Here is a 10,773-nt window from a genome sequence, read left to right on the forward strand (position 1 = left end):
TTCGGTACTGCCTGGGTGTCGACCACCCAAAGTCATTCCGCGTGTCGATCCCCAGCAAGCTGGGGCCCCTCGCCATGCGCTCCATGACTTTTCTCCTGTGGGTGTCAGGCGCCTGCGACCGGCGGAACGGCGCGTTCCAGGTCTTTCAGGCTTTGTTTGAGGGTTCGGGCAGCGGTGTCCACCACGGCATCGGCGCGGGCATACAGCGCTTCGCGGCTGGCCAGGATGCGGCGCAGGTCTTCCATCGCCTCGTCCGTGGCACCGCGGGTGGCATTGAAAGGCCGCATGTCGCCCTGCGCCACCACCCGTGCCATGTGTTCTTCCGGGCTGGCCTTGAGCCAGACGCAGTAAAAGCGGCTTTGCAGCAGGTCAAAGGTTTCCCGCTCGCTGACAATGCTGCCGCCGGTGGTCATCACAACGCCGTCGGCATGGTCCTCGGCGATGCGGAACAGTGCGCGACGCTCGTAGCGGCGGTAGCCGGCCTGCCCGTGCAGCAGCAGGATTTCGTTCATGCTGGTGCCGGCTTCGCGTTCGATCTCGCGGTCGAGTTCGACAAAAGGCACGCCGCGCTCTGTGGCCAGCTTCAGGCCCAGGGTGGACTTGCCCGCACCGCGCAGGCCGATCAGCGCAATGCGCTGTTCGCGACCCAGCGCATCGCTCAGGCCGAAGGTGCTGCCGAGCAGCGCGTAGGCCTGGTCCAGCTGCGTGTCGTCGAGCCGGCCCAGCAGCCCGTGGACACGGGCCAGCGCCGGGCGCGGTGCGTCCTGCAGCAGTTCCAGAATGGAGATGTTCAGCGCGCGGGCCGCGGCTTCCAGCGAGTTGATCGAGACGTTGCCCTTGCCGCTTTCCACGTCGGCCAGGAAACGCTCGCTCAGGCCGGAATCACTCGCCAGCGCCTTGCGTGTCATGCCACGGCGAGCGCGCCAGGCCCGCACCCGGGCACCCAGCTCGGCGAGCGTGGCTTTGTTCGCCTGTTCGGATAGGGTTTCGACGTTGGACATCTGCGTTATTTGAAAAAAGTTTGCGTTAAATCAATATTGCACTATACTTCACACAATTAACTTGTCAAGCAGTTTATTGCATCTTTTTTCGCCCTTCGACAAACTCAGGATGATCGGAACAACATGAAACTCAAAATTCTCGTGGGCACCATGACCAGCACGGCCGACTATGTGGCCCAAGCCATCCAGATGGATTGCGCCGATCTCGTCAGTGATATCGAGGTGCAGTTGATGGACGGTCTGGATATCAGCGTGTTTGATAACGCCGCCGAAGAAGATGCAATATATCTCATCTGCTCTTCCACCTACGGCCAGGGCGATGTGCCGGACAACGCCCGGCTGCTGTATGACTCGCTCGATGCCCAGCCCAAATTCCTGGGCCATGTGCGTTACGGCGTGATCGCCCTCGGCGACCGCACCTACCTGCAGACCTTCTGTTTCGGCGGCAAGAAGTTTGACGAGCGCCTGCAGAGCCTGGGCGCGCAGCGTATCGGCGAGGTCTGGTGCCACGACGCCAGCGCCGGCACCCTGCCCGAAACCGAGGGTGCCGCCTGGTGCCGCGAATGGCTGGCGCTGGCACTGAGCAGCACGCCCAGCACCGAAGCCGCCTGAGTTTCAATAAAAACAGCCTCCAGCCCAATAGCAGCGGGCGCAGGCAGCTATAAAAAATAGAGCATCCGGAGACCCCATGAACCTGAGCCGCGCCGACCATTCGGTGACCCCCCCTCGCGTCGACATTCCCCGCGACTACAACGCCGCCCATGACCTGCTGGCGCGCAATACCGGCCGCGCCGGCAAACTCGCGTTTATCGATGCCGTCAGCGGTGCGACGCTGAGCTACGGCGAGCTGGACGACCAGGCCCACCGCTTCGCCAATGCGCTGCGGGCCCAGGGCTTCGCGCCCGAGAGCCGTGTCCTGCTGGCCATGCTGGACACCCCTGAATGGCCGGTGGCTTTTCTGGGTTGCATCCTGGCCGGTGTGGTGCCGGTGGCCGCCAACACCTTGCTGACCACGCCCGACTTCGACTTCATGCTGCACGACTCGCGCGCCCAGGGCCTGATCGTGTCCCAGGCGCTGCTGCCCGCGTTTGAGCCGCTGATCGGGAGCATCCCCACGCTGCGCAGCGTGATCGTTGCCGGCGCGGAAGACGCCGCACCGCATGCGAGCCTGGCCCAGATGGTGCGCGCGCAGGAAGCTACCAAAACCATAGCACCCACCTGCGCCGACGACGCCTGTTTCTGGCTGTATTCGAGCGGCTCCACCGGTGCGCCCAAGGGCACGGTGCACCTGCACAGCCACCTGATCCAGACCGCCGAGCTGTACGGCCGCGGTGTGCTGGGCATCCAGGAGACGGACGTGGTGTATTCCGCGGCCAAGCTGTTTTTTGCCTACGGGCTGGGCAACGGCCTGACCTTCCCGATGAGTGTGGGTGCCACGGCCATCCTGCTGCCGGCGCGCCCGACCACGGCCGAGGTCTTCCGCATCCTGAAAGAACACCAGCCCACCATCTTCTACGGCGTGCCGACGCTGTACGCCTCGCTGTTGGCAGACCCCGCCCGTCCGCCCCGGGCTGCGCTGAACCTGCGCGTCTGCACCAGCGCCGGCGAGGCCCTACCCGCCGGCATCGGCCACAAGTGGGCCGCCGAGTACGGCTGCGACATCCTCGACGGCATCGGTTCGACCGAAATGCTGCACATCTTCCTGAGCAACCGGCCCGGCGAAGTACGTTACGGCAGCACCGGCAAGGCCGTGCCCGGTTATGCGCTGCGCATCGTCGGTGATGACGGCCAGGACTGCGGCGTCGGTGAGATCGGCGAGCTGCAGATCCAGGGCCCGAGTTCGGCCCTGATGTACTGGAACAGCCGCGCCAAGACCAAGGCCACGTTTGCCGGCGAGTGGACACGCAGCGGCGACAAATACACGGTGGATGCCGATGGCTACTACACCTACAGCGGCCGCACCGACGACATGCTCAAGGTTGGCGGCATCTATGTCTCGCCTTTCGAGGTGGAAGCGTCGCTGATGACCCACCCGGCGGTGCTGGAAGTGGCGGTGGTCGGTCTGGCCGATGCCGACCAGCTGGTCAAGCCCAAGGCGTTTGTGGTGCTCAAGAAAGGCCAGGCCGCCTCGGCCGATGACCTCAAGGCGCACGTCAAGCAACAACTGGCGCCTTACAAATACCCGCGCTGGATTGAGTTTGTGGACGAGTTGCCGAAAACCGCGACCGGCAAGATCCAGCGCTTCAAGTTGCGCCAGGGCACAGCTTGAAGCTGCAGGCTGGCAGGACAATTGATTTAGGCATAAACAATTTAATCCTCAATCTCGGGTTTTTCACTAGGTCCTCGGGCGAAGACCGCCATTACTATTGAAGCCTTCCGGCGCATCCCCTTCCGTTCCAACCAGGAGTTATCCATGACCTCACGCCTTCCTTCACGTCGTTTGATCCTGAGCCAGAGTGCGGCCGTCATCGGCGCCGCCTCCACCGGCTTGCTGCTCCCCCAGATGGCGCGGGCGCAATCGGGCAAGGTGCGCGTGGGTTTCATGCTGCCCTACACCGGCACCTTCGCGCAGCTCGGCGTGGCGATTGAAAACGGTTTCCGCCTGGCCATCGACCAGCAGGGTGGCAAGCTCGGCGGCCGCGAGATCGAGTACTTCAAGGTGGACGACGAGTCCGAGCCTTCCAAAGGCATTGAAAACGCCAGCAAGCTGGTGCAGCGCGACAAGGTCGATGTACTGGTCGGCACCGTGCACTCGGGCGTGCAGATGGGCATCCAGAAAGTGGCGCGCGATTCCGGCGTGCTGAGCCTGATCCCGAACGCCGGTGTGCATGCCGCCACCCGCGGCCTGTGCGCGCCCAATGTCTTCCGCACCTCTTTCAGCAACTCCCAGCCCACCCGCGCGCTGGGCCAGGCCATGGTCGCCCGCGGCCACAAAAAAGCCGTCTGGATCACCTGGAAATACGCTGCCGGCGACGAGGCCTTTGAAGGCTTCAAGGAAAGCTACACCGCGGCCGGCGGCACCATCGTCAAGGAACTGGGCCTGCCATTCCCCAACGTCGAGTTCCAGGCGCTGCTGACCGAAATCGCCGCCCTCAAGCCCGACGCCGTGGCCTGCTTCTTTGCCGGCGGCGGCGCTGCCAAGTTCATCCGCGACTACGCGGCGGCTGGCCTGAAAGGCAAGATTCCCCTGTACGGTTCGGGTTTCCTGACCGAAGGTGTGCTGGACGCCGCCGGCCCTGCGGCCGACGGCATCATCACCACCATGCATTACAGCGACTCGCTGGACACGCCGCGCAACAAGGCTTTCCGCACTGCCTATGCCAGCCGCTTCAAGATGCAGCCCGACGTGTATGCGGTGCAGGGTTACGACACCGGCCTGCTGCTGGTCCAGGGTGCCAATGCTGTCAAGGGCGACCTGAACAGCAAACCGGCCCTGTACAAGGCGCTCGAGTCCGCCGTGATCGACAGCCCGCGCGGCAAGTGGACCATGAGCAAGGCCCACAACCCGGTGCAGGACATCTACCTGCGCCAGGTCGAGAACAAGGAAAACAAGGTGATCGGCGTGGCCGCCAAGGCGCTGGCCGACTCCGGCGCCGGCTGCAAGATGGGCTGATTTTTTTTCTGCTTCAAAATGGGAGGTTTCGGGCCTCCCATTTTTTTGCCTTGTTTCGCAGCGAAGCCTCCACTTCCCACCATGACCCTCACCACCTACTTTCTCTACCTCGCAGCAGTTGCCCTGCTGATCTTCACGCCAGGCCCGACCATGCTGATGTGCATGACGACCTCGCTGAACCATGGCCCGCGCAAGGCCATGACCTCGGTGGCCGGCAGCGTCAGCGCCGTGCTGGGCGTGATGCTGCTGTCGGCGCTGGGCCTGGGCGCGCTGCTGGCGGCATCGGAAACGGGCTTCATGGCAGCCAAGGTGCTGGGCGCCGCCTACCTGATTTACCTGGGCGTCAAAACCTTTCGCAATGACGCCTCGGTGCTGCGGGCCGATGCGGGTCCGGCTGAAACGCCGCGCCGCTCGTTTTTCCTGCGCGGCTTCCTCGTCGGTGCGAGCAACCCCAAGGCCGTGCTTTTTTTCGCCGCTTTCTTTCCCCAGTTCCTCGATCCGCAAGCGCCCTTCGCGCCACAGTTCGCCATCCTCGCACTGACCTTCATGGCCTTCGAGTTCAGCGTGCTCAGCGGCTGCGCGCTCGGCGTGTCACGCATTGCACCGCTGCTGCGTTCGAGCCGCGCGGTGCGCTGGTTCAACCGGATTTCCGGCGGGCTGTTCACGCTGATGGGCGGGCTGTTGCTGCTGACCCGCCGCCAAGCCTGAAGCTGAGCCATGGATCTCGCGAACTTCCTCATCCAGCTGCTCAACAGCGTCCAGTACGGCCTGCTGCTGTTCATGCTGGCCGCCGGCCTGACGCTGATTTTCGGCATCATGGGCGTGGTCAACCTGGCCCACGGCAGCTTCTACATGCTGGGCGCTTACCTGGCCTGGTCGCTCAGCGCCTATTTCGGTAGCCTGACCCTGGCCATCCTCGGCGGGGCCGTGCTGTCGGCGATTTTCGGGCTCGCGCTGGAGTGGCTGCTGTTTCGCCACTTCTACCAGCGCGACCACCTCGACCAGGTGTTGCTGACCTTCGGCCTGATCTACATCTTTGAAGAGCTGCGTTCCATTGTCTGGGGCGACGATGTCCACGGCGTGCCGATTCCCGAGCTGCTCAGCGCGTCGATCCCGCTGACCGAGAACCTGTCCTACCCGGTCTACCGCCTGTTCATGTCGGGCGTGTGCATCGCGCTGGCCGTCGGCCTGTACCTCCTGATTTCAAAAACCCGGCTGGGCATGAAAATCCGGGCCGGCGCCTTCAACCGCGACATGGCCGGCGCCCTGGGCATCAACATCAAGCTGATTCACGCGGTGGTGTTTGCCCTCGGCGTGACCCTGGCCGCGGTGGCCGGCATGATCGCCGCACCGATCGCCAGCGTCTACCCCAACATGGGCTCGCAAGTGCTCATCATGTGTTTTGTGGTGGTGGTCATCGGCGGCATCGGCTCGGTGCGCGGCGCCCTCATTTCTGCGCTGCTGGTTGGCCTGGTCGACACCTTCGGCAAGGTGCTGTTGCCCCAGGTGGCCGGCATGCTGGTTTACATGTTGATGGCGGCGGTGCTGCTCTGGAAACCTGAAGGTTTGTTCAAGCAATGAGCACGATGAAAGCCAACCTTGAAGTCCTGCCGCGCGGCGTGCAGGTCACGCTGGTGCTGGGCCTGGTCGCCCTCGTCGCCTTTCCGTTTGCGGGCACCGACTTCTACACCCAGATGGTCACGCGCATGATGATCATGGCGATTTTTGCCATGAGCCTGGACTTGTTGCAGGGCGTCACCGGCCTGGTGTCTCTGGGACACGCCGCCTACTTCGGCCTGGCCGGCTACGCACTGGCCTTCCTCATGCCGCAGGGCGAAGCCGTCAGCCTGTGGTGGACGCTGCCCGTGGCGGTGCTGGCCTCGGGGTTGGCCGCGCTGATCATCGGATTTTTCGTTGTTCGCACCCACGGCATCTACTTCATCATGGTCACCATGGCCTTTGCGCAAATGGTGTTCTTCCTGTTTTTCGACAACAAGGTGCTGGGGGGGTCGGACGGGCTGTACATCAATTTCAAGCCCGACACCACCTTGTTCGGCTGGATGCCGTTCGACCTGGACAACAAGCGAACGCTGTATTACTTCACGCTGGCCGTGATGCTGCTGGTCTACGCCTTTTTGCGCCGCCTGCTGTGGAGCCCGTTCGGCCGCGCGCTGGCCGGCATCCGCGTCAACGAACACCGCATGCGTGCCATGGGCTTCGGCACCTTCCGCTACAAACTCACCGCCTTCACATTGGCCGGCGCCCTGGCTGGCCTGGCAGGCTACCTGTGGGGCACACAAACCGGCTACATCAACCCCGAACTCATGGGTTTTCACATGAGCGCGCACGCCATCATGATGGTCATTCTCGGCGGCATGGGCAACTTTGCCGGCGCGATTGTCGGCGCCTTCGCTTTTGAATACCTGCTGCATGTCTTCAAGGACCTGCCGCAGGTCGGCAGCGTCAACCTCGGCAAGCACTGGCAGTTGTGGATGGGATTGTTCATCGTGCTGCTGGTGACCTTTGCGCCGCGCGGCATCCTGGGCCTGGTCGAGCGCTTTGGACGACGCACGGAAGCCGGTCATGAATGAAGTGCTCCTCTCCGCCAAAAACCTGACCAAACGCTTCGGCGGACTGGCGGCGGTCAACGATGTGTCGCTGGACCTGCAGCGCCAACAGATCCACGCCGTGATCGGCCCCAACGGCGCTGGCAAATCGACGCTGACCAACCTGCTGTCCGGTGACCTGCCGCCCACCTCGGGCTCGGTGCGGCTCGGCGACCGCGACATCACCGGCTGGAACCCCGAAAAAATTTCACGCCAGGGCCTGGGCCGCAGCTACCAGAAAACCAATATCTTCCTGCCCTTCACGGTCTGGGAAAACGTCCGCCTGGCCGCGCAGTCGCGCCAGCCGCATGCCCTGCACTGGCTCAGCCGTGCGACCCATTTGAAAGCAGTCAACACCCGGGCGGAAAGGGCTATCGAGCTTTCTGGCCTGGAAAACCGCAAACAGGCGGTCGCCGGCGCCACCAGCCATGGCGAACAGCGCCAGCTTGAAATTGCCATGACGCTGGCCACCGAGCCGCAGGTGCTGCTGCTCGACGAGCCACTGGCCGGCATGGGTGTGGCCGAGGCCGAACGCATGGTCGCGCTGCTGCTCAAGCTCAAGGCCGACCACGGTATCCTGCTGGTCGAACACGACATGGACGCGGTCTTCACGCTGGCCGACCGGCTGACCGTCATGGTCAACGGCCAGGTGATTGCCACCGGTACCCCCGCCGAGATCCGGGCCGATGCCGGCGTGCAGGCCGCCTACCTCGGGGAGGAACACGCATGAAACGTTATCCGTTCGGGCTGAGCCCTTCGTCAAGCTCAGGACAGGCCCTGTCGAAGCCCAACCGAGTCGTCAAGAACCCTTCGACAAGCTCAGGGCGAACGGCATGAAGCAACCCGACCTGCTGATCGACGCCAAGGACTTGCACACCTATTACGGCGCAAGCCACATCCTGCGCGGCATCAACTTTTCCGTCGCGCGGGGCGAAACCATAGGCCTCATGGGTCGCAACGGCATGGGCAAAAGCACCCTGCTCAAAAGCATCATGGGCCTGGTCAAGCCGCGCTCGGGCAGCCTGGACATCATGGGCCAACCGATGCTAGGCCGCGCACCCTACGAAATTTCCCAGCTCGGCATCGCCTATGTGCCCGAAGGCCGCGGCATCTTCGGCAACCTCAGCGTGGTCGAGAACCTCAAGATGGCCGCGCGTGCCGGCAGACCGGGAAGCGCCGCAGACGGCGTTGGCCGAAGAAACGACTGGACCTACGACCGGGTGCTGGAGACCTTCCCCCGGCTGAAAGAGCGCCTGGGCCACGGCGGACAGCAACTGTCGGGCGGCGAGCAGCAGATGCTCACGATAGGCCGCGCGCTGATGACCAACCCCGACGTGCTGATCCTCGACGAAGCCACCGAAGGCCTGGCACCGCTGATTGCACGCGAGATCTGGCGCATCTGCGGTGTGATTCGCGAAAGCGGCATCAGCAGCGTGATCGTCGACAAGAACTGGAAACACGTCACCCAAATCACCGACCGCAACGTGATTCTGGTCAAGGGCGAGGTGGTGTTCGAAGGCAGCTCGGCCGACCTGCATGCCCGGCCGGAACTGTTGACGCAATACCTCGGCGTCTAGGCGCCTGCCGGGCTTGCGCCGCCCAGCGTGAAATAAAAAGTGGCGCCTTGGCCCGGGGCGGACTCGGCCCAGACCCTGCCCCCGTGACGCGTGATAATTCTGAACACGGTGGCCAGGCCAATGCCGGCCCCGGTAAATTCCGACTCTGCGTGCAGCCGCTCAAAAGCGCCAAAAAGCTTCTCCGAATAGGCCATATCAAAACCCGCGCCGTTGTCCCGCACGGCATACACGGTCTCACCGTCCGGGCCGCTCTCGCGCCCGAAAGCAATATGGGTTTGCGGCTGCTTGCCGCTGAACTTCCATGCATTGCCCAGCAGATTGTCAAGGGCCTGCTGCAGCAGGCGCGCGTCGCACTGGACCACCAGATCAGGCTGGATATCAAATTGCACTACCCGGTCAGGCTCGCGCTTCCGGCAAGCACTCAGTACCGTTTCGGCCATGGCGCTCAGATCGACGCTGTCCCAGCGCAGGCTGGTCCGCGAGACCTGGGCCAGCGACAACAAGGCGTCAATCAACTCGCCCATTTGTACAACCCCGGCGCGGATGCGGGCAAGGTAGTGCTTGCTGCGCTCACTCGCCACGCTGGCGCCGATTTCCTTGCCGAGCAGGCCGCTGAATCCGTTAATGCTGCTCAGCGGCGTGCGCAGGTCGTGGGACACCGAATAGGAAAAAGCCTCCAGTTCCTGGTTGGCCGCCTGCAGCTGCGCCGTGCGTCGCTGCACACGATCTTCCAGTTCCGCATTGAGGCGAAAAATTTCTTCCTGGGCCTGTTTGCGTTCGGTGATGTCGCGCAACACGCTGACAATGATCCAGTCCGTGCCGAAGCGCTGGGCCTGTCGATGCACTTCTACCTGCAACGAGGAGCCATCCTTGCGCCGTACGTGGATTTCCGTCAACTCATTCGTAACGGTACCAGCGATGATGGCATCGTAAGCGCTCTCCAGCTGTTCATGCGTAGCCGCACCTAACTGCGCTGGGTTCATCTGGAATAATTCTTCGTGTGTATAGTCGAGCATGGTGCAGGCTGTAGCATTGACCTCGACAAAACGCATGGTGCTGCGGTTTGTCAGAAAAATCGCATCGGCGGTGGCGTCCATCGCCGTACGGAAGCGTTGCAAGTCGGCCGTGCGCGCCTGCACCTGTTGTTCCAAGAGACTGCTATGGATTTGGAGATCGCCAAATGCTTTCAAACGCAATAGGTTGCGCACTCTCACCCACAATTCTCCCCTGTCGACTGGTTTCGTCAAAAACTCTTCCGCCCCGGCATTGAGACTAGCCATAAGGGCGCCGCGGTCGATTTGCGCTGTCACCATGATGATCGGAATGTTCGCGGTGGCGGGGTTGGCCTTGAGCAGGCTGGCCACCTGGTAGCCGTCCATGCCCGGCATCATGACGTCGAGCAAAACCAGGTCCGGCGCGCGCCGCGCAATCGAGGCCAGCGCCTCTTCGCCACTGGCGGCGCTGAGCGTGAGATAACCTTCGGGCTGCAGCAGCGCTTCGAGCAGCTTGCAGTTCTGGCGTTCGTCGTCGACGATGAGGATGGTGGCGGGGGAACGGGTCATGGCGGCTGATGCAAGGAGTTTGCTGTGCTGGCCGCTTGCGATTTTCTAGCAGTCAAGAGGGTGTCGATCACTGCATACAGTTCCTGGTAGCGCAAAGGCTTGGCGATATACGCGTCGCAACCGGCTGCCCGGGTTTTTTCCTGGTCCTCTTTCATCGCCATCGCGGTCAGCGCAATGACGGGAATGGTGGCGGTGGCCGGATCCTGTTTCAGCAGGGCCGTCGCTGCCAGGCCATCCATGCCGGGCAGCTGGATGTCCATCAGGATCAGGTCGGGCTGGTCGGCGCGTGCCAGTGTCAAGCCGGTCTCGGCATCGACGGCGCACAGTACCGCATGGCCAGCGCTATGCAGCAGAAGACAGGCCAGTTTCATGTTCGCCGCGTTGTCTTCAATGATCAATACTCTGGCCATCTGA

11 protein-coding genes are annotated in these 10,773 nt (G+C 63.0%); 8 read left to right on the forward strand and 3 right to left on the reverse strand.

The features are described 5' to 3' along the window. Positions 1 to 104: 104 nt before the first annotated feature. The gene (locus tag B7G52_RS11485) at positions 105 to 1,001 is read right to left on the reverse strand and encodes a helix-turn-helix transcriptional regulator (RefSeq protein WP_096697729.1); all 897 of its coding nucleotides are present in this window, start codon (positions 999 to 1,001) and stop codon (positions 105 to 107) included. A gap of 123 nt (positions 1,002 to 1,124) precedes the next feature. Between B7G52_RS11485 and B7G52_RS11490 the strand changes: the two genes are divergently transcribed. The 8 genes from B7G52_RS11490 to B7G52_RS11525 all read left to right on the forward strand — a co-directional run bounded on the left by B7G52_RS11490 (position 1,125) and on the right by B7G52_RS11525 (position 8,797). Continuing rightward, complete coding sequence (locus B7G52_RS11490) at positions 1,125 to 1,613, forward strand: flavodoxin domain-containing protein (protein ID WP_096697730.1); 489 nt, start codon at positions 1,125 to 1,127, stop codon at positions 1,611 to 1,613. Between the two features lie 76 nt (positions 1,614 to 1,689). Then, a complete protein-coding gene (locus tag B7G52_RS11495) occupies positions 1,690 to 3,270 on the forward strand; it encodes a benzoate-CoA ligase family protein (protein ID WP_096697731.1) in 1,581 nt (526 codons plus the stop codon). 144 nt (positions 3,271 to 3,414) lie between these two features. After that, entirely contained in the window at positions 3,415 to 4,614 is a 1,200-nt protein-coding gene (locus tag B7G52_RS11500) for an ABC transporter substrate-binding protein (protein ID WP_096662290.1), read from the forward strand. Between the two features lie 81 nt (positions 4,615 to 4,695). Continuing rightward, complete coding sequence (locus B7G52_RS11505) at positions 4,696 to 5,322, forward strand: LysE family translocator (protein ID WP_096697732.1); 627 nt, start codon at positions 4,696 to 4,698, stop codon at positions 5,320 to 5,322. Between the two features lie 9 nt (positions 5,323 to 5,331). Next, positions 5,332 to 6,195, forward strand: a complete 864-nt coding sequence (locus B7G52_RS11510; protein ID WP_096697733.1) for a branched-chain amino acid ABC transporter permease — start codon at positions 5,332 to 5,334, stop codon at positions 6,193 to 6,195. After that, a complete protein-coding gene (locus tag B7G52_RS11515) occupies positions 6,192 to 7,205 on the forward strand; it encodes a branched-chain amino acid ABC transporter permease (RefSeq protein WP_096697734.1) in 1,014 nt (337 codons plus the stop codon). The genes B7G52_RS11510 and B7G52_RS11515 overlap by 4 nt, the downstream gene beginning before the upstream one ends. After that, the gene (locus B7G52_RS11520; protein WP_096697735.1) at positions 7,198 to 7,950 is read left to right on the forward strand and encodes an ABC transporter ATP-binding protein; all 753 of its coding nucleotides are present in this window, start codon (positions 7,198 to 7,200) and stop codon (positions 7,948 to 7,950) included. The genes B7G52_RS11515 and B7G52_RS11520 overlap by 8 nt, the downstream gene beginning before the upstream one ends. 103 nt (positions 7,951 to 8,053) lie before the next feature. Beyond that, complete coding sequence (locus B7G52_RS11525) at positions 8,054 to 8,797, forward strand: ABC transporter ATP-binding protein (RefSeq protein WP_096697736.1); 744 nt, start codon at positions 8,054 to 8,056, stop codon at positions 8,795 to 8,797. On the opposite strand, the gene B7G52_RS11530 is transcribed toward B7G52_RS11525, so the two are convergent. Both B7G52_RS11530 and B7G52_RS11535 read right to left on the reverse strand, forming a co-directional pair. Further along, positions 8,794 to 10,359, reverse strand: coding sequence for a response regulator (locus tag B7G52_RS11530; RefSeq protein ID WP_096697737.1), 1,566 nt, complete (start codon positions 10,357 to 10,359; stop codon positions 8,794 to 8,796). The two genes, B7G52_RS11525 and B7G52_RS11530, sit on opposite strands and share 4 nt — an antisense overlap. Continuing rightward, positions 10,356 to 10,769, reverse strand: a complete 414-nt coding sequence (locus B7G52_RS11535; protein ID WP_096697738.1) for a response regulator — start codon at positions 10,767 to 10,769, stop codon at positions 10,356 to 10,358. The genes B7G52_RS11530 and B7G52_RS11535 overlap by 4 nt, the downstream gene beginning before the upstream one ends. Between the last annotated feature and the right edge of the window lie 4 nt (positions 10,770 to 10,773).

Source organism: Polaromonas sp. AER18D-145 (genome assembly GCF_002379095.1).
In the GTDB taxonomy this organism is placed as follows: domain Bacteria; phylum Pseudomonadota; class Gammaproteobacteria; order Burkholderiales; family Burkholderiaceae_C; genus Polaromonas.

Bases quoted from the DNA above. Each gene is read 5' to 3' on its own strand.
- B7G52_RS11485 (WP_096697729.1), bottom strand. From the start codon at position 1,001: ATGTCCAACGTCGAAACCCTATCCGAACAGGCGAACAAAGCCACGCTC.
- B7G52_RS11490 (WP_096697730.1), top strand. From the start codon at position 1,125: ATGAAACTCAAAATTCTCGTGGGCACCATGACCAGCACGGCCGACTAT.
- B7G52_RS11495 (WP_096697731.1), top strand. From the start codon at position 1,690: ATGAACCTGAGCCGCGCCGACCATTCGGTGACCCCCCCTCGCGTCGAC.
- B7G52_RS11500 (WP_096662290.1), top strand. From the start codon at position 3,415: ATGACCTCACGCCTTCCTTCACGTCGTTTGATCCTGAGCCAGAGTGCG.
- B7G52_RS11505 (WP_096697732.1), top strand. From the start codon at position 4,696: ATGACCCTCACCACCTACTTTCTCTACCTCGCAGCAGTTGCCCTGCTG.
- B7G52_RS11510 (WP_096697733.1), top strand. From the start codon at position 5,332: ATGGATCTCGCGAACTTCCTCATCCAGCTGCTCAACAGCGTCCAGTAC.
- B7G52_RS11515 (WP_096697734.1), top strand. From the start codon at position 6,192: ATGAGCACGATGAAAGCCAACCTTGAAGTCCTGCCGCGCGGCGTGCAG.
- B7G52_RS11520 (WP_096697735.1), top strand. From the start codon at position 7,198: ATGAATGAAGTGCTCCTCTCCGCCAAAAACCTGACCAAACGCTTCGGC.
- B7G52_RS11525 (WP_096697736.1), top strand. From the start codon at position 8,054: ATGAAGCAACCCGACCTGCTGATCGACGCCAAGGACTTGCACACCTAT.
- B7G52_RS11530 (WP_096697737.1), bottom strand. From the start codon at position 10,359: ATGACCCGTTCCCCCGCCACCATCCTCATCGTCGACGACGAACGCCAG.
- B7G52_RS11535 (WP_096697738.1), bottom strand. From the start codon at position 10,769: ATGGCCAGAGTATTGATCATTGAAGACAACGCGGCGAACATGAAACTG.